General features: G+C 72.6%; 16 protein-coding genes. 10 read left to right on the top strand and 6 right to left on the bottom strand.

Features of this window, described 5'->3' with window-relative positions; genetic code table 11:
- Positions 1–217: 217 nt before the first annotated feature.
- Together GWK25_RS23720 and gap are read right to left on the bottom strand one after the other, a co-directional pair.
- Positions 218–2,593 carry a glycoside hydrolase family 65 protein gene (locus GWK25_RS23720; protein WP_215452768.1) on the bottom strand — a complete coding sequence of 792 codons (2,376 nt, stop codon included), beginning with the start codon at positions 2,591–2,593 and terminating at the stop codon, positions 218–220.
- Between the two features lie 182 nt (positions 2,594–2,775).
- On the bottom strand, positions 2,776–3,789 hold the full coding sequence (gap, locus tag GWK25_RS23715; protein WP_215452767.1) for a type I glyceraldehyde-3-phosphate dehydrogenase: 1,014 nt from the start codon (positions 3,787–3,789) through the stop codon (positions 2,776–2,778).
- Positions 3,790–4,078: 289 nt separating this feature from the next.
- On the opposite strand from gap, the gene GWK25_RS23710 reads away from it, so the two are divergent.
- A complete protein-coding gene (locus GWK25_RS23710) occupies positions 4,079–4,786 on the top strand; it encodes a CBS domain-containing protein (RefSeq protein WP_215452766.1) in 708 nt (235 codons plus the stop codon).
- Positions 4,787–4,941: 155 nt separating this feature from the next.
- A complete protein-coding gene (locus GWK25_RS23705) occupies positions 4,942–5,397 on the top strand; it encodes a pyridoxamine 5'-phosphate oxidase family protein (RefSeq protein ID WP_215452764.1) in 456 nt (151 codons plus the stop codon).
- Between the two features lie 143 nt (positions 5,398–5,540).
- Here GWK25_RS23705 and GWK25_RS23700 read toward each other — a convergent pair whose 3' ends face one another.
- Entirely contained in the window at positions 5,541–6,455 is a 915-nt protein-coding gene (locus GWK25_RS23700; protein ID WP_215452762.1) for a universal stress protein, read from the bottom strand.
- Positions 6,456–6,715: 260 nt separating this feature from the next.
- On the opposite strand from GWK25_RS23700, the gene GWK25_RS23695 reads away from it, so the two are divergent.
- Positions 6,716–7,714: a hypothetical protein gene (locus tag GWK25_RS23695; RefSeq protein WP_215452760.1), complete on the top strand. Its 999-nt coding sequence runs from the start codon at positions 6,716–6,718 to the stop codon at positions 7,712–7,714.
- A gap of 191 nt (positions 7,715–7,905) precedes the next feature.
- Here the strand turns inward: GWK25_RS23695 and GWK25_RS23690 are convergent, their stop codons facing one another.
- A complete protein-coding gene (locus GWK25_RS23690) occupies positions 7,906–8,916 on the bottom strand; it encodes a nitroreductase family protein (protein WP_215452758.1) in 1,011 nt (336 codons plus the stop codon).
- Between the two features lie 252 nt (positions 8,917–9,168).
- Between GWK25_RS23690 and GWK25_RS23685 the strand changes: the two genes are divergently transcribed.
- The 4 genes from GWK25_RS23685 to GWK25_RS23670 all read left to right on the top strand — a co-directional run bounded on the left by GWK25_RS23685 (position 9,169) and on the right by GWK25_RS23670 (position 14,156).
- The gene (locus tag GWK25_RS23685) at positions 9,169–10,617 is read left to right on the top strand and encodes a phosphoribosyltransferase (RefSeq protein ID WP_215452756.1); all 1,449 of its coding nucleotides are present in this window, start codon (positions 9,169–9,171) and stop codon (positions 10,615–10,617) included.
- A 157-nt stretch (positions 10,618–10,774) separates the two neighbouring features.
- Complete coding sequence (locus tag GWK25_RS23680; RefSeq protein WP_308010742.1) at positions 10,775–11,035, top strand: DUF1876 domain-containing protein; 261 nt, start codon at positions 10,775–10,777, stop codon at positions 11,033–11,035.
- A 140-nt stretch (positions 11,036–11,175) separates the two neighbouring features.
- Positions 11,176–11,688, top strand: a complete 513-nt coding sequence (locus tag GWK25_RS23675; RefSeq protein ID WP_215452751.1) for a universal stress protein — start codon at positions 11,176–11,178, stop codon at positions 11,686–11,688.
- 509 nt (positions 11,689–12,197) lie between these two features.
- The gene (locus GWK25_RS23670; RefSeq protein ID WP_215452749.1) at positions 12,198–14,156 is read left to right on the top strand and encodes a PAS domain S-box protein; all 1,959 of its coding nucleotides are present in this window, start codon (positions 12,198–12,200) and stop codon (positions 14,154–14,156) included.
- A gap of 195 nt (positions 14,157–14,351) precedes the next feature.
- On the opposite strand, the gene GWK25_RS23665 is transcribed toward GWK25_RS23670, so the two are convergent.
- Entirely contained in the window at positions 14,352–14,654 is a 303-nt protein-coding gene (locus GWK25_RS23665) for a putative quinol monooxygenase (protein ID WP_215452747.1), read from the bottom strand.
- Positions 14,655–14,750: 96 nt separating this feature from the next.
- Positions 14,751–15,713, bottom strand: coding sequence for a carbohydrate kinase (locus GWK25_RS23660; protein ID WP_215452745.1), 963 nt, complete (start codon positions 15,711–15,713; stop codon positions 14,751–14,753).
- Positions 15,714–15,963: 250 nt separating this feature from the next.
- On the opposite strand from GWK25_RS23660, the gene GWK25_RS23655 reads away from it, so the two are divergent.
- The 3 genes from GWK25_RS23655 to GWK25_RS23645 all read left to right on the top strand — a co-directional run bounded on the left by GWK25_RS23655 (position 15,964) and on the right by GWK25_RS23645 (position 19,116).
- Positions 15,964–16,992: a sugar ABC transporter substrate-binding protein gene (locus GWK25_RS23655; RefSeq protein ID WP_215452744.1), complete on the top strand. Its 1,029-nt coding sequence runs from the start codon at positions 15,964–15,966 to the stop codon at positions 16,990–16,992.
- Between the two features lie 283 nt (positions 16,993–17,275).
- On the top strand, positions 17,276–18,289 hold the full coding sequence (locus GWK25_RS23650) for an ABC transporter permease (protein ID WP_184903146.1): 1,014 nt from the start codon (positions 17,276–17,278) through the stop codon (positions 18,287–18,289).
- The gene (locus tag GWK25_RS23645; RefSeq protein WP_184903144.1) at positions 18,286–19,116 is read left to right on the top strand and encodes an ATP-binding cassette domain-containing protein; all 831 of its coding nucleotides are present in this window, start codon (positions 18,286–18,288) and stop codon (positions 19,114–19,116) included. Before GWK25_RS23650 ends, GWK25_RS23645 begins: the two co-directional genes overlap by 4 nt.
- Positions 19,117–19,175: the final 59 nt, after the last annotated feature.

Here is a 19,175-nt window from a genome sequence, read left to right as displayed (position 1 = left end):
CGGCCGCCACCACCCGTACCGACGCCACGCCGGTACCGACGCCACGCCGGTACCGGCGGTTTCCACCAACGCCCTTTTCTCTCAACATAGTTGAGAGAACCCGCGTGCATCAGAGGCAGACGGTGATCGCTTGGGCATCCGTGGCGCCACGCGGGACTGTCCGGATGCCCGCGGCCCGGATGATCCGGATGTTCCGAGGCGGTTCTGCCAGTCGACCTCAGTCCGGCAGGGCGAGCGTGCGGGACTCCCCCGGCGCGACGGAGAAGGTGCGGTCGCCGAGCGCGACCGCGATCGGATCACGGTCGGAGTCGGGCACGGTGATGTGCAGCTGTCCGGAACGCAGCCTCAGGTGAACGCCCCAGTGGCCGCGGTAGCGGATGGAGAACCCGTACTCGGACAGCTCCGGCATCGGCACGGGGGCGAGCCTCAGCGTGTCGCCGCGCGTCTCCAGTCCGGTCAGACCGCGCTGCACGAGGTCGAGGGTGCCCGCCATGGCGCCGAGGTGGATGCCCTCGCCGGTGGTGCCGCCCTGCAGGTCGGCGATGTCGCCGGCGAGCGCTTCCTGGACGAAGGTCCAGGCCTCCGTGCGGCGGGCCCTGGCGAGTACCCAGCCGTGCACGAGCGCGCTGAGCGTGGAGCCGTGGGACGTACGGGCCAGGTAGTAGTCCACGGTGCGCCGCCAGGTCTCGTCGTCCAGCCGGTACCCGAGCCGGTCGAAGAGCGCGCGCAGTTCGGCGGGTGAGAAGAGATGGCCGAGCATCAGCGCGTCGGCCTGCTTGGACGCCTTGTACCGGTTGACGGTGTCGCCCTCGGCCTCCAGGATCCGGTCCAGCCGGCGGATGTCGCCGTACTTCGCCGTGTACGCCGCCCAGTCGAGTTCGGCCAGCTCGTCGTACCCCTCGAACTGGCTGATCACACCGGCGTGGAACGGTACGTGCAGGGAGCGGGAGACGTCCTCCCACAGTTCGAGTTCGCCGCCGTCGAAGCCGGTGCGGTCGGCGAGCTCCAGGCGGCGCGGCCACGGGAGCGTCTCCAGCAGCTCGCAGGCGCGGGCGAGGACCCAGGCGGCGGTGACATTGGTGTACGTGTTGTCGTCGAGTCCCGGCCGGTCGGCCCCGGGATAGGCCTCGTGGTACTCGTCGGGCCCGACGACACCGCGGACGCGGTAGCGGCCGAGGCCCTCGTCCCAGGTGGCCGCGTTCGCCCAGAAGCGGGCGATCTGGAGCAGCATCTCGGCGCCCTTGGTGTGCAGGAACTCGGTGTCGCCGCTGGCCTCGTAGTACCGCCACACGTTGTAGGCGACGGCCGATCCCACGTGGTGCTGGAGGTGTGAGTCGTCGGGAAGCCAGCGCCCCGAACGCGGGTTGAGGTGCAGCCGCTGGGTCTCCTCACGGCCGTCGCTCGCGCTCTGCCAGGGGTACATGGCCCCGGTCCGCCCGATGTCCCTGGCGGCGGTCAGGGCCCGTGCCAGGCGGCGGTGACGATAGGTCAGCAGTGCCCGGGAGACCTCGGGGAAGTGCAGGTTCAGATAGGGCAGGACGAACAGTTCGTCCCAGAAGACGTGTCCGCGGTAGGCCTCGCCGTGCAGTCCGCGCGCGGGGACGCCCACGTCGAGGTCGGCGGTGTGCGGGGAGAGCGTCTGCAGGACGTGGAACAGGTGCAGCCGGAGGACGCGGCCCGCCTTCCCGGGCACCTCCAGATCGGCACGCCGCCACAGCAGGTCCCACGCGGTGAGGTGGGACTCCAGCAGCTCGTCGAAGCCGGGGGCGTGGCCGACCCGGTCGACGGCCGCCTGGAGCGGGTCGTCGATCGCGGGGTCGCGGGAGGTGAACAGCGAGACGGTCTTGTCCACGGTGACGGTGCGGCCGGGCACCAGCGTCAGGCGGAACCACTGGACGGCCCGCCGCCCCGCGTGCCGGGCCTCGGACGGCTCGCCGCTCGCGCTGACGGTCCGTGCCGCCATGCCGATACGGATGTCGGAGGCGCTGGTGCGGCAGCGCAGCCAGACCGTGTCGGCGTCCGCCGAGTCGGAGTGGACGTGCACGAGGTGCCTGGTCTCCAGGTCCCGGTAGCGCGCCACTCCGGCGTTGCGCACCCGGCCGTCCAGGGCGGCCTCCACCTCCAGTTCCCCCGAGAAGTCCTCGGCGGTGAACTCCGTGCGCAGCGCGGCGAGATGGGGGTCCCCCATGTGCACCAGCCGCAGCTGTCGCACCCGCAGCCGGCGTCCGGTGCCGTCCTCGTACGTGGAGCGGCGCTCCAGGAGGCCGGTCCACAGGTCCAGGCCCAGGCTGTGGTCGAGCAGCCGGTGGCGGTCCGGGGTCAGCCAGTCCCCGCCGGTGAGGCGGAAACGCAGCGGCAGCCAGTTGGGCAGGTTGACCATGTCCTCGTTCTCGACGCGGTGGCCCGCCACCTCGGAGGTGAGCCGGTCGTAGCAGCCGGCCGCGTAGGTGCCCGGGTAGTGCACGGAGTCGGCGCCGCACTCGGGCAGTGCGCCGCGGGTGGCGAAGTAGCCGTTGCCGAGGGTGCACAGCGCCTCGCGCAGGCCCTCCTGCCCCGGGTCGTAGCCCTGGTACTCCCAGATCCGGTCACGCATCCGGTCCTCCGGCACGTCGGGCTCCGCGCGGCCCGCTTCGCGGCGGGGCCGCGCGGAGCCCGTGGGCGTCCCATCGCTGTGTCGAGCCTAGGCCCGCCGACCCCGGTTCGACGCGGGTACGGCGGCGGACGGGGGATCGTGCTTCCTCGTGCTTCTTCCCGTGTGTCCTGGGTCGTCGTCCGTCAGTCGTCGGCGACCAGTGCGGTCAGGTCGAGGAGGCGGTTGGTGTAACCCCACTCGTTGTCGTACCAGCCGAAGACCTTGGCGAGGGTGCCGTTGACCTGGGTGAGGGCCGGGTCGAAGACGCAGGACGACGGGTCCCCGATGACGTCGCGGGAGACGATGGGAGCCGTCGACACGCGCAGGACGCCGTGCAGCGGCCCGTCGGCGGCCGTCGCGAACGCGGCGTTGACCTCCTCCGCCGTGGCCTCGCGCTCCAGCACGACGGCCAGGTCGGTCAGGGAGCCGTCCTCCACGGGCACCCGGACCGCGATCCCGTCCAGGGCTCCGGCCAGCTCCGGTACCACCAGTCCGACGGCGCGGGCGGCGCCCGTGCTGGTCGGGATGATGCTCAGTGTCGCCGAGCGGGCGCGGCGCAGATCCTTGTGCGGGCTGTCCAGGAGGGCCTGGTCGTTGGTGTAGCCGTGGATGGTGGTCATGACGCCGCGTTCGATGCCGAAGGCGTCGTCGAGGACCTTCACCATCGGGGCCACGCAGTTGGTCGTGCAGGAGGCGGCCGAGACGATCCGGTCGCGGTGGCGGTCGTAGGTGCCGTCGTTGACGCCCATGACGATGGTGGCGTCCACGCCCTTGCCGGGGGCGGACAGCAGCACGGTGTGCGCGCCCGCCTTCAGGTGCAGGGCGGCGGACTCACGGTCGCGGAAGCGGCCGGTGGACTCCACGACGATGTCGGCACCGTGGTCGGCCCAGCGCAGGGCGGCCGGGTCGCGTTCGGCGGTGACCGTGATGCGCCGGCCGTCGACGGTGATCGAGCTGTCGTCGTGGCTCACCTCGCGTCCGATGCGTCCGAACGTCGAGTCGTACTCCAGCAGGTGCGCGAGCGTGGCCGGCGAGGTGATGTCGTTGATCGCGACCACCTCGACGTCCTGGGTGCCGGCCTCGGCGCGGGCGAGGGCGGCGCGCAGGTAGGTGCGACCGATACGGCCGAAGCCGTTGATGCCGACGCGAACGGTCATGGCGGTGTGCTCCTCATGGGGTCGGGGACTGCAGGCGGGTCGGTCGAGGACGGGCGGGGGACGGGACGGGCGGGGACGACGGTCTCCCCGGCCCCCTCGCCGGGGAGGCCGTCTCCCCGGCCTCGTGGCCGGGGTCCCCGATGGCAGCGTCGTGGTGGCGGGCCCCCGGGGAGCAGGGGCCGCAGGTCCCCCGCCGGGGCCGACCGGCCCATGGAGCCCTGCCCGGCGCAGGTGGAGAGTGGGTGGGAGGCAACGGGAGAGACACGAGCGTTTTCAGGAGGCGAGTGCCATGCGGCACCGGTTGGTGAGCGACCTCATGACCACGTCGGTCGTCCGGGTGCACCCCGACACCGGGTTCAAGGAGATCGCCAAACTGCTCGCCGAGTACGACATCACGGCCGTACCGGTGGTGGACGACGACGACCGTCCCGTGGGTGTCGTCTCCGAGGCGGACCTGTTGCGCAAGGAGGCCGCACAACTGGATCCGGCCGGTCTGCTGCCGGTGCTGCACCCGAAGCCCGCAAGCCGCGCGAAGGCTGAGGCGGCGACGGCCGCGGGACTGATGAGCACTCCGGCCGTGACCGCCCGACCGGAGTGGACGGTGGTGGAGGCCGCCCAGGTCATGGAGCGCCACCGGGTCAAGCGGCTGCCGGTCGTCGACGAGGCGGGCCGGCTGGTCGGGATGATCAGCAGGGCGGACCTGCTCCGCGTGTTCCTGCGGGGCGACCGCGCCATCCGCGAGGAGATCAACGGAGACGTTCTCCTGCGCACCCTGGGCATCGCGCCCGACGCGGTCCTCGTACGCGTGGTCGACGGACGCGTCACGCTCCGCGGCACCGTCGAGCGCAGGTCCCTCGTCCCGGTCGTGGTGCGGCTGTGCAGCGGTGTGGACGGAGTCGTCGACGTCTCCGCCGACCTGGAGCACCGCATCGACGACGCCGACACGTCGGCGGGCTCGGACCCGGGCACGTCGCGCCGGTCCCAGCTGGCGAGCTGAGCGATCCTGTCGGCCTCCTCGCCGGGAGTCCGGGGCCGGTTCGCCCGGGGGCGAGGGCCGAACGGCCCTACCGCGCCACGGGCGGTCACCGTTCCATGGAGGCCGCCCGTGCCGAATGCCGTCAGCACGCACACCCACCTGCGCGGAAGACCACTATGCCGATCAGCGAACCCAACGGAGCCGCCAAGCCCCGGCGGTCAGTCGACCTCGACAGCCACGAGGCACTGCAGCTGCTCGGCAGTGTGTCCTTCGGACGGGTCGTCTTCACCCGGCACGCGCTGCCGACCGTCCGTCCCGTCAACCATGTGCTGGACGACGGCGACATCGTCATCCGCACCCATGAGGGCACAGCCCTGACCGCGCGGGCGCAGGAGGCCGACGACCTGGGAGTCGTGGTGGCGTACGAGGCCGACGCCATCGATCCGGAGACGCACCTCGGCTGGAGCGTGGTCGTCACCGGCTACGCGCGCCCGGTCACCGATCCCGAGGAGCTTGCCCGCTACCAGGCGATGCTGCGGCCCTGGGTGAGCGGAACCATGGACCACGCGGTCCGTATCCGCCCGGATCTGGTGACCGGCATCCGCCTCACGGCCGTCGAGGCCGACGCCTGAGGCCGACGCCTGAGACCGACGCCTGAGACCGACGCCTGAGAACGACCGGGAGACCGGTGGGAACCGGACCCCGGTCGGGACCGGGACGTGGTCGTCCTCAGGCATCAGGTCGGCGCAAGACCGGCTCGGCTCACCGGATCGGCTCAGGGGTGCGGGACGACGGCCACGGGGCAGCCGGCGTGGTGCAGCACCGCGTGGGTGACCGGACCGACCTGCGGACCGATCCCGAGACTGGTGTCCCGGATCCGGCGTCCCACGACGACCAGACCGGCCCCGGTCGCGGCCTGCACGAGCGCGTTGGCGGCCCGTTCCCGCACGACGCTCTCCACGACGGGGACCCCGGGGAACTTGTCGCACCAGGGGCGCAGCGTCGCCACGACGGCACGCTCCCGCGCCGCGAGCAGCTCGGGTGCCGGTGTCGGCGCGGAGGTGTCGTCCACCGTGTGGGCCGCCGGGACCCGGTAGGCGTGGAGCACACGGAGCCGGGCGTCACGCCGCGCGGCGGCGGCGAAGGCGAACTCGACGAGTTCGTCGCAGGGACGCGAGGTGTCCAGCCCGAGGAGCACGTCCCGGTAGGGGGTCTCCGGTATCTCCTCGGGCGAGATGCCGTCCGGGGCGGGGAGGTGTTCGTCGGCGAGGGTCTGCCGGGCCCGGACGAGCACCACGGGACGAGGCGACCTGGCGACCAGGCGCTGTGAGACCGAGCCGACGACGAACCCCGTGACCGCGCCCAGTCCACGGGAGCCGAGCACCAGCAGTTCAGCCTTCTCGGCCTCCTCCAACAACGTGTCCACCGGGGAGTCCGCCACGAGCCGGTCGACGAGCCGCAGTCCGGGGTGTGCGGACCGCACGCTGACGACCGCCCGGTCCAGCGTCTGTTCGGCCCAGCGGCGCTCACTGACGTCGGCCGGCACGGAGGCGGAGGGACGGGGGTGCCACGCCCAGGTGTGCACGAGCCTCACCTCGGCACCCCGGCGCAGGGCCTCCCTGGCCGCCCAGTGGGCCGCGGCGAGGCTCTCGGTCGATTCGTCGACCCCGACGGTCACGTGTCGCTGCATGGTGCGCGCCTCCTGTGCTCGGGCCTGGCTGCTCCTGTGCGAAAGCCTCGTGGAGGACCACCGCGCGCGCAGGGGGCCGCACAGTCCTTTCGCCGGGCCCTTCGGCCCCAACTGCCGTGCGGGGGCGGCGGACCCGGGCCGACCGGCAGGGGGCGGGACCGTACGGCCCATGCCGCGCCCGGGGTGGGGCCACCACACTGGCCAGGGTCCGCCTCCAAGGCCCACCGGCTCCGTGTACGCGGGGCGGGGAGGAGTTTTTGATGTGGTCCGAGACCCTCGACGCCCGGACGCTGGAGACACTGATCTCGGCGGCCGTGGCCGCGCCCTCCATCCACAACACCCAGCCCTGGCGGTTCCGGCTCGATCCGGACACGGTGACGCTGGAGATCCGCGCCGTGGCGGATCGCGGTCTGCGCCACATCGACCCCACGGGCCGCGCCCTGCACCTCTCCGTCGGCTGTGCCGTCCTCAACCTCAGGGTGGCGGTGGCCCACTTCGGCCGGGAGCCGGTGACCCGGCTGCTGCCCCGGCCCGACGAGCCGGACCTGCTCGCCACCGTACGGTTCGGCGGCCCGGTGCGGACCACGCCGTTTCCCGGGTTGTTCGAGGCGCTGTGGCGCCGGCACAGCAGCCGGTTCCCCTTCTCCGACGTGCCCGTGCCCACCGCGGTGGCCGCGGAACTGGCCGAGGCCGCCCACAGCGAGGGGGCCCTGCTCAGGCACCCCGGGCCACGCGCCACGGACCGTCTGCTGCGGCTCACCCGTGACGCCGAACACCGCAACACCGCCGACGCCGACAGGGCCGCGGAGAGCCGTCGTTGGGTGCACGAGCCCAACACGGCGTTGCTGGGCATGCCACCGGCGACGGTGGGTCCGCAGGACTTCCGCGAGCGGGTTCCGCTGCGGGACTTCGGCGCCCACCGGCACCCCTCCGCGCTGGCCAGCCGGCCCTTCGAGACGCGGCCGTCGATCAACGTGCTGTCCACCGCGCACGACCGCAGGGCCGACTGGCTGCGGGCCGGACAGGCCCTCGAACGCGTCCTGCTGGTGGCCACCGCCCGCGGGCTGCGGGCCTCCCTGCTGCACCAGGCCCTGGAATGGCCGGACCTGCGCGAGCGGCTCGCCCCGCCGCAGGAGGAGGGCCGCCGCGCCCATGCGCAGATGGTGATCCGCCTGGGCTACGGGCCGGAAGGCCCCGCCTCACCGCGGCGGTCGGCGGGGCAGGTACTGGACGAGAGCGTGCTGCCCCTGTCCCGGTGAGCCGGGGCCGCTCCTCCCGTCGGGCCGGCCGCACGGGTCGGGCGGCTTCCTTGGCCATGTCCGTACCGGTGATGCCCTTGGCACGCAGATGTGGGCGGCCCGCGGGGCGGCCGCGTCGTTCACCCCGTCCCCGGTCATGGCGACGAGGTGCCCCGGCCCGGCAGCCGGTCGGGCGAGGCGGGCCGGCACCCTCAGGTGATGTCGAGGACGTCACGGACGGGGCGGCGGGGTGTGGCCGGGCCGTGCGGCCCGTAGCCGAGACGCAGCACCATCTGGACGTACCCCCGCCCGGAGACCGGGTCGCGGACGAGGGTGCGCAGGTCGTCGTTCTCCAGCGGGTGGGAGGTCAGCGCGCCGGCCAGTCCGGCTGTCGTGGCCTCCAGCAGGACGTGTTCCAGCGCCTGCCCGGCGCGCAGCCAGTCGAGGAGCCCGTCACCGCGGGTGTACAGCAGGGCCAGGTGGGGGCTGCTCTCGAAGGTGGTGCTGCCGCGGTCGGCCACCGGCCGTCGCCCGGCGAAGTCCCGCAGCGGTGCCCGGCCGTCCCGACGGCGCGGGCCGAACGCGTACTCGGGTACGCCGTCGGTGGCGATGTCGGCCTCGGGGCCGAGCCGGGTCCAGCGCTCCAGGTCCTCGCGGCCCCCGGGGTCCAGGATGTCGCGGCTCTCGGCGTCCCGGACCAGCTCCAGGACGGTGTCGAGGTGCCAGGCACCGGGGAACGTGAGTTCGGCGTCCTCCCGGGCGGCGGCCACCCGCAGCCGCGCCCGCACGTCGTCGGGGACGTCCCGGTCGTCGAAGGGGTAGCGGCTGGTGTGCCGTTGGTGGATGGCAGGGTACAGCCGGGCCAGATCCTGCTCGTCCACTGTCGGCACCTTGTGGTCCTCCGGGTGCGCGGCGGCCAGCTGGACGGCGGCCAGCAACCGGGGGTCGCCCGGGTCGGGCAGCAGCCGGACCAGCGGGGACAGGCCCGCGTGCGCCGCGGCGACGCGGAGGTTGAACAGCGCCGCCCCGCAGCCGATGTGCAGTGCCCGGTGGGTGGGGTCGGTGCGGCGCATGGCCCGGTCGAGGTCGGCGCGCAGCAGCAGAACGCGCTCGTCGGTCACGAAGCGGAAGCGCCAGGGCTGCGCGTTGTGCATGGACGGGGCGGCCGTGGCGTCGGCCACGAGATCGGCCACCGTCTTCGTGTCCAGCTCTCGCGTGGTCATCGCAACCTCCCGGCGAGGCAATCCGGTTTCCGCTCCACGAAAAGTCTGCGGCGCGTGCAAAATCCGCGGCCCATGAAAAGTCTGCGGCGGTGCCGCCGGAACCGCGAGGGACCGTCCGGCCCTCACCTGGGCCGAAGGCCCCTCGCGCGCTCGCGCCACGACGCGGTGCAATGGAGGTGACGGCAGGAGGCGCCTTGTCTTCCGACACCGGCTCCCCCGCTTCGTCGCGGTGGGCGCACGAGGAGGTGGCGTATGCCCTTCGACGACCGTACGGACGCCGGACGCCGACTGGCCCGACGTCTCGGGCACCTGCGCGGCGAGGACGTCGTGGTCCTGGGACTTCCTCGGGGCGGCGTGCCGGTCGCCTGCGAGGTGGCCGGAGCACTGGAGGCACCGCTGGACGTGCTGGTGGTGCGCAAGCTGGGGGTGCCGTGGCAGCCGGAGCTGGCCTTCGGCGCCATCGGTGAGCACGGGGTCCGTGTCCTCAACCAGGACGTGATCGACAGCTGCGGGCTGCGGGACGAGGAGCTGGCGGACGTCGAGCGCGCCGAGCGGGCGGAGCTGGAGCGGCGCGTGGCCCGTTACCGCTCCGGGCGTGCCCGTGTGCCGTTGGCGGGTTGCACCGCGCTGGTCGTGGACGACGGGCTGGCCACCGGTGCCACGGCGGAGGCGGCCTGCCGGGTGGTGCGGGGGCAGGGCGCGGCGAAGGTCGTCCCCGCCGTCCCGGTGGGATCGGTGGAGGCCGTCGCCCGGCTGAGCGCGGTGGCCGATCACGTCGTCTGCCTGGAGACGGTGGAAAACCTGGGCTCGGTGGGCGCGTGGTACCGCGACTTCACGCAGACGCGCGACTCCGAGGTGATCGATCTCCTCACCCGTGCCACCCCGGCCCAGTCGCCGCCTTCCGCCCCCAACGCTGTCATGTTCGAACCGTCGCGTCCGGGCCGGCGGACGGATGTCCCGGACCGCCGGGCCGGGGCCGGGGAGAGGTCCACGGGCCTGTCCCGGCGCCCGTCCCCGGCCCGCCCGGCCCGGCGGTCGGAAGGGTCCGCGGTCCGCGAGGTGCGGGTGCCCGCCGGACACGTACGGCTGCCCGCGCGGCTGGTGCTGCCCGACGCGGCCCCGGTGGTGGTCGTCTTCGCGCACGGCAGCGGCAGCGGCAGGCACAGTCCGCGCAATCGGTACGTCGCCGACGTCCTCGACCGGGCGGGCCTGGGCACCCTGCTGCTCGATCTGCTCACGGCGGAGGAAGAGGGCGACCGCCGCAATGTCTTCGACGTCGCGCTGCTGGCCGACCGGCTGCACGCCGCCGCCACCTGGCTGCGTGAGGGAACCGGGCTGCCGGTTGCCTTTTTCGGTGCCAGCACCGGAGCCGCGGCCGCCCTGGAGGCCGCCGCAGCGCCGGGGGCGGACATCCGCGCGATCGTCTCCCGGGGCGGGCGCCCCGATCTGGCGGCCCCGGCGGCTCTGGGCCGGGTGCGGGCCCCGACCCTCTTCGTCGTGGGGAGTCTGGACACCAGGGTGCTCAGCCTCAACCGTCTCGCCGCCGACCGGCTCCGCTGTGAGCACCGGCTCGCTGTCGTGCCCGGTGCCACCCATCTGTTCGAGGAGCCGGGCACCCTGGCCACCGCGGCCGAGCTGGCCCGCGACTGGTTCTCCCTCCACCTCGCCAGGCCGGACACCGGACACCGCCGCCCGGCCTGAGCACGGCTGGACACGCGCGCCGCCGGGCCGACCGCCGCCGCCCGAAGCTGGAGTCCTGAACGCGCCGCGATGGCCGGGAGGCCTGCGGGCGCTGGACCGGCCCTCGGGACCGGCGCACGCTGAGAAGTGGAAGACGAGGAGCGGGACGGAAGTGATCATGATGGAAGCCAAGCGGTGGACCGTCCAGATCTACATCAGCGAAGAGGGGGACGAGACGCACGCGCGTGCCGTCCTGGGTACGCGGGACACCTCGCACCTCACCGGCAGGGGGGTGGCCCGGCGCAACCCGATCGACCGCCCCATCCCGGAGATCGGCGACGAACTCGCCGCGAGCCGTGCCCTGGAGGACCTGGCCATCCGCCTCCACGACGTCGCGTCCGACGACATCGTGCAACTCACCGGCCCTGTCCAGGCATGAGAGCGAACCGTGGGCTCGCAGGGGCCGCCGGGCGGCCCGGCGGCGAGGGACCGTTGGGCACGCGGACGGGTCCCCCGGCCCACGGCCCGCGGCGTCGGTGAGGGGCACGGTGGGACCAGAGACCGTCCAGGGAGGCCACCATGCCGAACCCGACCGCCGGGAACCGTATCGTCGTCGGCGTCGACGGATCCGACGCGTCCGTGGCCGCGTTGCGCTGGGCCGTGCAGCAGGCCCAGGCCCAGCGCGCGGACGTCGTCGCCGTCCACGCCTGGGAAAGGGTCGGCCCCGCGCTCGCCCCCTACGCTCCGGCGTCGGCCCACCCGGGATCCGCCGAACAACGTCTTCGGGCCGCGCGGTTGCTCGCGGGAGCGGTGCGCCAGGCCCTCGGCCCGCGCTTCGACGGCGCCGTGCGCGCCGTCGTGGTGGAGGGGCCGCCCGCGCGGGTCCTGCTGAAGCACGCCCGCGGCGCGCACCTGCTCGCCCTGGGGCGCGGCGACCACCACGAGTACGGGCACCCCGCTGTCGGCGCGGTCGCCCGTGACTGTCTGCGGCACGCCACGGTCCCCGTCGTCACGGTGCCCGTCCCCGGACGGCACGCCTCACCGCCGGACCCCTCCGGCAGGCCGCCCTTCGCCGGACGTGGGACCGCGTAGGCGACGGTCGGCGGGGACTGCCCGTCCGTGCACCGGGCCGTCGGTCGGCGCGGTGTGTGCCTCGGCGCCCTGTGCCCGTGCGGCGGTCGCGCGGGGGCTTTTCGAGCCGCACGGCAGGACAACGTGGCACCGCCGGCCCCGCCCCGCGCAACGGCCCCGACCAGCGTTCTCGTACGCCCTGTAGCGCCCGGACGGCCTCGGCGGCGTTCCCCGGCCCACGAACCGTGCCGTCACCGGGCGGGCCGGACCATGGAGGGCGGCGGGCCGCGGAAGCGTCTCTCCGCGGGGCAGCCACCCGCGTGAGCCGATCGGTCCCGAAGGGAGCCTGTCGGTCCCGGAGTTCCGACGTGTCCTGGCTCTCTCGGACAGCGGACGTTGCAGGACGGGCATTTGAGGCGCCAATCATGCAAATTCACTCGTTAGAAACACAGTTGATGACAAACAGCGGCACGTCCGGCACGGATGCAGTGGGATGACCGGATCGTCAGGGAAGGCGGGGTGGGACGGACATGAACGACTTCGTCCCGGTGGTCCCGGCGCGTCGCGTCGGGACCACCGATCCGGAGGACTGTCGCTGCGGTGCGCGACCGGACGGCGGCGGGGGACCGAGTGTGGTCGAGGAGCGCTTCCGGGGGCTGCTGGAGGCCGCGCCGGACGCCATGGTCATCGTCGACGACACCGGGACCATCCGGCTGGTCAACGCCCAGACGGAGGCCCTGTTCGGCTACCGGCGCGAGGAACTGCTGGGCAGGCCGGTCGAGTTGCTCATCCCGCACCGCTTCCGCGACCACCACACCCGGCACCGCGACGGCTACGCCGCCAACCGGCAGGTGCGCCCGATGGGCGCCGGGCTGGAGCTGCACGGGTTGCGGAGGGACGGCACGGAGTTCCCGGTCGAGATCAGCCTCAGCCCTCTGGAGACCGCGGACGGACTGCTGGTGTCCGCCGCCGTACGCGACGTCAGCGACCGCAAGGCCGCCGAGCGGCGCATCAACGAGCTGGCCGCGCTCGTCGAATCGTCCCAGGACGCGATCCTCGCCAAGACCCTGGACGGCCACATCACCTACTGGAACGCGGCCGCCCAACGGCTGTACGGCTACACGGCCGAGCAGGCGATCGGCCGCCACATGTCCTTCCTCGCCCCGATGGACCGCAGACACGAGATCAGCGCGCTCATGGAGCGGCTGCGGCAGGGCGAGAAGGTGGAGCACTTCGAGACGCTGCGCCTGACCCGGGCGGGCGCCCTGCTGGACGTCGACGTCACGCTGTGGCCGACCAGGGACACCGACGGCACGGTCGTCGGGGCCTGCGCCATCGTGCGGGACATCAGCGACCGCAAACGCGCCGAGGCCGAACTCACCGCTCTGTACGAGCAGCAACGGCACATCGCGCTCACCCTGCAGCGCAGCCTGATGGGGACGCCGCCCGCCATCACCGGGCTGGCCACCGCGAGCCGCTACCGGCCCGCCACCCAGGGCGCCGGCGTCGGCGGCGACTGGTTCGACCTCGTCCCGCTGGGCGCGGGCCGGGTCGGGGTGCTGATCGGTGACGTCATGGGGCGCGGCCTGGAGGCCGCCGCCGTGATGGGTCAGCTGCGGTCCGCCGCGCACGCGCTGGCCAAGACCGGTATGCAACCGCGTCAGTTGATGCAGGCCCTCGACACCTGCGTCGCCGACCTCGACGTCCCCGACCAGCTCGTGACCTGCTGCTACCTGGTCATCGCACCGGACACGGGCACCGTCACCGTCTGTTCGGCCGGCCATCTGCCGACGCTGATCGCCTCCCCCGGCGACCACGTCCGCCGGCTCACCACACCCGTCAACGCGCCCCTCGGCGTCGGGGGCATCCTCTACCAGCAGTCCTGCGAGGAGATCCCGCCGGGGGCCACGCTCGTCCTCTACACGGACGGCCTGGTCGAGACCCCCGGCAGCGACATCGACGACCACATCGGGGAACTCGTCTCCTCCCTCGACGGGTTCTTCGTCCAGGACTCGTGTCTGGAGGCGGCCGCCGACCACGTGCTCGCCCGGCTGCTGCCCGACGCCGAGAGCCACAACGACGACGTCACGCTGCTCCTCGCCCAGCTGCCGGCCGCCCCGCTCGCGTCCGTCACCACCGATCTGCCGGCCGTCCCCTCCTCGGTGCCCGAGGGCCGGGCGTTCCTCACCAAGGCTCTCACCTCCTGGGACTGCACCGATCCGGCCGACCACGCGCTGCTGCTGCTCTCCGAGACCCTGACGAACGCCGTCCAGCACGCCGCGGGCCCCGTCGGGCTGCGGGTGTGCCGTACGGCCACGGATCTGACGGTCGAGGTCAGCGACAACAGCCCGCAACTCCCCCAGCCGCGCCTCGCGGCGGAGGACGAGGAGTCGGGACGTGGTCTGCATCTGGTCCGCGCCCTCTCCGAGAGCTGGGGAGTGCGCCCGACGGACGACGGGAAGACCACCTGGTTCACGCTCAAGTTGTGACACCGACGGGACCCGGCCGACCCGGAGAACTCCCCCGCCCTCCGGCTCTCCCCGAACCTCCACCCGGCCCCGTCCTCCGTCGCAGCCGACGAACTCCCTTAACTGCGCCTGCAGTTGGGCCCGCTCCGCGGATGCCGAACGGCCTTCGGGGCAGGGCCTGTCGGCCCCACGCGCGACGATCACGGGGACAGCGGGTCACCCTCCCGTGGACAGGGGATCGAGGAACGTCAGCACCGAGGCGTCCTCCTCGATCAGCGGGGTGAGGGCGGCGTTGAACGGGGCGCCGTAGGGAGCGTTCAGGTGCGCCTTGAAGGCGTCGTCGTCCCGGTAGACCTCGAAGATCCAGTAGGCACGCGGCGCGGCCTCCTTGGTGTAGACGTCGAAGGCGAGGTTGCCTTCTTCGGCGCGCACCTTGAGGGCGTAGTCCCGGATCAGGCGGGTGACTTCGTCCTCCGCTCCCTCTCGGGCGGTGAACTCGGCGAGCAGGGTCTTCGTCATGGTGGCGTGTCCTTGTCCGTGGCTGGGCGGGGGTGCGGGGTGGCTGGGCCGGGGGTGCGGGGGCGCTGGTTCAGGAGCCGGGCGGCATACGGGCCGTCACGCGTCGGCGGGGGTCACCGGTTGTGCCACCTGCTCCCGCCAGGGCGGATTGGGGCCGGCGACCGAGCAGGTGAGGGCGGCGACCCGGGCGGCGAAACGGCCGGCCTCGGCCACGTCGTCGACATCGAGACCGGTCAGCCGGCCGCCGAGGAGGTCGCGTTCCGCGAGGTGGTGCAGCAGTCCGGCGGTGAAGGAGTCCCCGGCGCCCACCGTGTCGACGACCCGGGTCGTCACCCCGGGCACCCGTACCCGTTCGCCGTCGAGGGAGGCGAGGGCACCGTCGGCGCCGAGCGTGATCACGACCAGGCGTACTCCCGCGGCGTGCCAGATGTCGCAGGCCTGCTCCGGCGAGGTGCCCGGCAGCAGCAGTTCCAGGTCGTCCTCGCTCAGCCGCAGGATGTCGGCGAGGCGGCACCAGCGCGCGAGCCTCTCCCGGTAGACATCGGGGTGGACCAGCAGCGGGCGGACGTTCGGGTCGATGCTGATGGTGGTCCGGGGTGCAGCCCGGTCCAGGAACTCCTCCACCGCGGTCGCGCCCGGCGCGCGGACCAGTGCCAGTGAGCCGGTGTGCACGCAGGCGGCTTCCGACAGGTCCACCCGTTCCAGTTCTCCCGGAGTCCATTGCCAGTCGGCCGTGTTCTGGGCGTGGAAGGAGAACGCGGCCTGCCCCCGTGCGTCCAGCTCCGCCACGGCCAGCGTGCTGGGCTCGGCGGCGGCCACGGCGTACGACAGGTCCACGCCGGACGCTTCCAGATGGCTCCGGAAGAGACGGCCGAACAGGTCGTCGGAGAGGCGGGCCAGGAAGCGTGCCGGGGTGCCCAGACGAGCCAGTGCCACCGCCGTGTTCGCGGGCCCGCCACCGGGCAGGACGCGCAGCGCGAGTTCGTTAGGGGCGGCCGGGGTTTCGGCGAAGGCGTCCGCTACGCACTCCCCCAGGACGGTGATCTGGCGCGGGCTCATGGGCTGCTCTTCTCTCCGGGAGGACCGGGACAGCGGGCGCTCGGTGACACGGCCACGGAACGGGGCGCGGGGACCGCGGTCGTGGACGTTGCCGATTTGTGACGGGTGCAAGGCATTGACGTTGCCGCGAGACGGAGTCCATCATCCTCGCCATGCAGTGTCAACGATGACATAAGTCAGCGATGACACATCGGGGCGGCATGCTCCGAACTCCCGGCCCCGTGCCGCTCGAAATCTCACAGGAGTGTTCATGTCTCGCACCGCTCGCCTCTCCTCCGCCGTCCTCAGAGCCGCCGCCCTGACCGGTGTCGCGGCACTCGCCCTCACCGCCTGCGGGCCCGGTTCCGGCGCAGACTCCGGCTCGGACGCCTCCGGCTCCGGCTCGGGCGACGTCAAGGTCGGCCTGATCACCAAGACCGACACCAACCCGTTCTTCGTGAAGATGAAGGAAGGCGCGGAGAAGACCGCGAAGGCCGAGGGCGTCGAGCTGATGACCGCCGCCGGCAAGTTCGACGGGGACAACGCCGGTCAGGTCACCGCCATCGAGAACATGGTGGCCGCCGGGGTCAAGGGCATCCTGATCACCCCCAGCGACTCCAAGGCGATCGTCCCCGCGATCGAGAAGGCGAAGGCCAAGGGCGTCCTGGTCATCGCCCTGGACACCCCGACCGAGCCGGAGAGCGCGGTCGACGCCCTCTTCGCCACCGACAACGTCAAGGCGGGCGAGCTGATCGGCGAGTACGCCAAGGCCGCGATGAAGGGCAAGGAGGCGAAGATAGCCGCCCTCGACCTCGCGCCCGGCGTCTCCGTCGGCGTGCAGCGCCACGAGGGCTTCCTGAAGGGCTTCGGCGCCACCGACAAGGACGTCGCCTGTGCCCAGGACACCGGCGGCGACCAGGCCAAGGGCCAGACGGCGATGGAGAACTGCCTCCAGAAGGAGCCGGACATCAACGTCGTCTACACCATCAACGAGCCGGCCGCCCTCGGCGCCTACACCGCGCTGAAGGCCAAGGGCCGGGAGAAGGACGTCCTGATCGTCTCCGTCGACGGCGGCTGCACCGGCACCCAGGCCGTCAAGGACGGAAAGATCGCCGCGACCTCGCAGCAGTACCCGCTGAAGATGGCCGCCGAGGGCGTCAAGGCCGTGGTGACCTACGCGAAGGACGGCAAGAAGGCGTCCGGTTACACCGACACCGGCGTCACGCTGATCTCCGACAAGGCACAGGACGGCGTCGCGTCGAAGGACACCGCCTACGGCCTGGAGAACTGCTGGGGCTGAGCCGCCCCCGAGGACCTGTCGTCCGGATCACGCCCCGGGCCGCGGGGCTCGGCACGCACCGAGCCCCGCTCACCGGCGACCTTCAGGCTCCGCGAGCCCCGCTCACCGGCGGTCTTCAGCCGCCGCGGCCCGAAGCCGGCGTGACCCGAACGAGAGGCCCCAGGCTCGTACGAGACCGCCACCTCCCTGTGCGGGGCGGCCGGCCCGCCACCTCCCCGACCGGCGGGGGCGGCCGCCCCCCTTGTCCTGGCGACAAGGATCTGTCTTCCGACAAGGACTTCGCATGACAGCCACGTCCACGCCCCCGAGCACCTCCTCGCCGTACGCGGAGCTGAAAGCTCCGACGACGGCCCGCAGGCTGCTCACGGCTCCGACCACCGGGCCCCTGGCCGCCCTGCTCCTGGCCTGTGCCTTCTTCTCCCTCTCGACCGACCAGTTCCTCACCGGCGGCAACTTCTCCCTGATCATTCAGCAGGTCATGGTCGTCGGCACCCTCGCCATCGGCCAGACCCTGATCATCCTCACGGCGGGCATCGACCTGTCGTGCGGTGCCGTGATGGCGTTCGGCAGCATCGTGATCGCCAGGATGGCGGCCGAGGGCACACTCCCGCCGCTGGCCGCCATCGGTCTGGGCCTGGTCGTCTGCGGCGGATTCGGCCTGCTCAACGGGGTGTTGGTGCAGAAGATCCCGCTGCCGCCGTTCATCGTCACCCTCGGCATGCTCAATGTGGCGTTCGCCCTGACCCACATCTACTCCGAGGAGCAGACGGTCACCAACCTCCCCGGTCCGCTGACGGCGCTCGGAGAGACCTTCCCGCTCGGCTACACCGACGTGACCTACGGCTCGCTGGTCACCATCGCCCTGTTCCTCCTCCTCGCCTACGCGCTCAGCAGCACCGGCTGGGGCCGGCACGTCTACGCGCTGGGCAACAGCCCGGAGGCGGCCCGGCTGAACGGTATCCGCACCTCCCGCCTGACCATCGGCGTGTACACCGTGGCGGGCGTGCTCTACGGCATCGCCGCCCTGCTGCTCATCTCCCGTACCGGCGTGGGCGACCCGCAGGCCGGTCAGACCGACAACCTGGACAGCATCACCGCCGTGGTCCTCGGCGGCACCAGCCTCTTCGGTGGACGCGGATCGGTCCTGGGCACCTTCATCGGTGTCCTGATCGTCGGTGTCTTCCGCAACGGCCTGCAGCTGATGGGTGTCGCCTCGATCTACCAGACCCTGATCACCGGTGTGCTGGTGATCCTCGCGGTGACCGTCGACCAGATCTCCCGGAAGAAGGCCCGATGACCGCCACCCCGACCCCCGTTCTGCAGGCCCGCGGTCTGGTCAAGCGGTACGGCCATGTCACCGCCATCGACGGCGCCGACTTCGACCTCATGCCGGGCGAGGTGCTGGCCGTCATCGGTGACAACGGCGCCGGCAAGACCAGCATGATCAAGGCCCTCACCGGCGCGGTGACCCCGGACGCGGGCGAGATCCGCCTCAACGGGGAGCCCATCACCTTCTCCGGTCCGCAGAGCGCCCGCGCCCACGGCATCGAGACGGTGTACCAGGACCTCGCCGTGGCCGCGTCCATGGACATCGCCTCGAACATGTTCCTCGGCCGCGAGCTGCGCCGCCCCGGTGTGCTGGGCAGTGCCTTCCGCATGCTGGACAAGAAGCGCATGCGACAGGAGGCCGCGGAGCACATGGCCGACCTGAAGATCGGCCTGCGCTCCCTCACGCAGGCCGTCGAGACCCTCTCCGGCGGACAGCGACAGGCCGTCGCGGTGGCCCGTGCCGTCGCCTGGGCCCGCAGCGTCGTCGTCATGGACGAGCCCACCGCCGCCCTCGGCGTCAAGGAGTCCGGTCAGGTCCTCGACCTCATCCGCCGGGTCCGTGACAAGGGCATGCCGGTCGTCCTGATCAGCCACAACATGCCGCACGTCTTCGAGATCGCCGACCGGATCCACGTCCACCGCCTCGGCAGGCGCGCGGCCGTGATCAAGCCGTCGGACTACTCGATGGCGGAGGTCGTCGCCATCATGACCGGCGCGCTCACCGTGGACGCGGCCGGCGCTACTGTCGTAGCGGATTCGGAGGCCGCGAAGGCCGCCGGAGTACAGGCCACCTGACAGCACGACACGCTCTCGCAGTTCCGGCCGAAGGCCGCGGCCGGGACCGAGAGCCCACA

It is taken from the genome of Streptomyces sp. ATCC 21386, from assembly GCF_018728545.1.
Classification (GTDB): domain Bacteria; phylum Actinomycetota; class Actinomycetes; order Streptomycetales; family Streptomycetaceae; genus Streptomyces.
This window is presented reverse-complemented; position numbering and strand designations above follow the sequence as displayed.

Bases quoted from the DNA above. Each gene is read 5' to 3' on its own strand.
- GWK25_RS23685 (WP_215452756.1), top strand. From the start codon at position 9,169: ATGCCCTTCGACGACCGTACGGACGCCGGACGCCGACTGGCCCGACGT.
- GWK25_RS23660 (WP_215452745.1), bottom strand. From the start codon at position 15,713: ATGAGCCCGCGCCAGATCACCGTCCTGGGGGAGTGCGTAGCGGACGCC.
- GWK25_RS23680 (WP_308010742.1), top strand. From the start codon at position 10,775: ATGATGGAAGCCAAGCGGTGGACCGTCCAGATCTACATCAGCGAAGAG.
- GWK25_RS23700 (WP_215452762.1), bottom strand. From the start codon at position 6,455: ATGCAGCGACACGTGACCGTCGGGGTCGACGAATCGACCGAGAGCCTC.
- GWK25_RS23645 (WP_184903144.1), top strand. From the start codon at position 18,286: ATGACCGCCACCCCGACCCCCGTTCTGCAGGCCCGCGGTCTGGTCAAG.
- gap (WP_215452767.1), bottom strand. From the start codon at position 3,789: ATGACCGTTCGCGTCGGCATCAACGGCTTCGGCCGTATCGGTCGCACC.
- GWK25_RS23675 (WP_215452751.1), top strand. From the start codon at position 11,176: ATGCCGAACCCGACCGCCGGGAACCGTATCGTCGTCGGCGTCGACGGA.
- GWK25_RS23665 (WP_215452747.1), bottom strand. From the start codon at position 14,654: ATGACGAAGACCCTGCTCGCCGAGTTCACCGCCCGAGAGGGAGCGGAG.
- GWK25_RS23720 (WP_215452768.1), bottom strand. From the start codon at position 2,593: ATGCGTGACCGGATCTGGGAGTACCAGGGCTACGACCCGGGGCAGGAG.
- GWK25_RS23705 (WP_215452764.1), top strand. From the start codon at position 4,942: ATGCCGATCAGCGAACCCAACGGAGCCGCCAAGCCCCGGCGGTCAGTC.
- GWK25_RS23670 (WP_215452749.1), top strand. From the start codon at position 12,198: ATGAACGACTTCGTCCCGGTGGTCCCGGCGCGTCGCGTCGGGACCACC.
- GWK25_RS23695 (WP_215452760.1), top strand. From the start codon at position 6,716: ATGTGGTCCGAGACCCTCGACGCCCGGACGCTGGAGACACTGATCTCG.
- GWK25_RS23650 (WP_184903146.1), top strand. From the start codon at position 17,276: ATGACAGCCACGTCCACGCCCCCGAGCACCTCCTCGCCGTACGCGGAG.
- GWK25_RS23690 (WP_215452758.1), bottom strand. From the start codon at position 8,916: ATGACCACGCGAGAGCTGGACACGAAGACGGTGGCCGATCTCGTGGCC.
- GWK25_RS23655 (WP_215452744.1), top strand. From the start codon at position 15,964: ATGTCTCGCACCGCTCGCCTCTCCTCCGCCGTCCTCAGAGCCGCCGCC.
- GWK25_RS23710 (WP_215452766.1), top strand. From the start codon at position 4,079: ATGCGGCACCGGTTGGTGAGCGACCTCATGACCACGTCGGTCGTCCGG.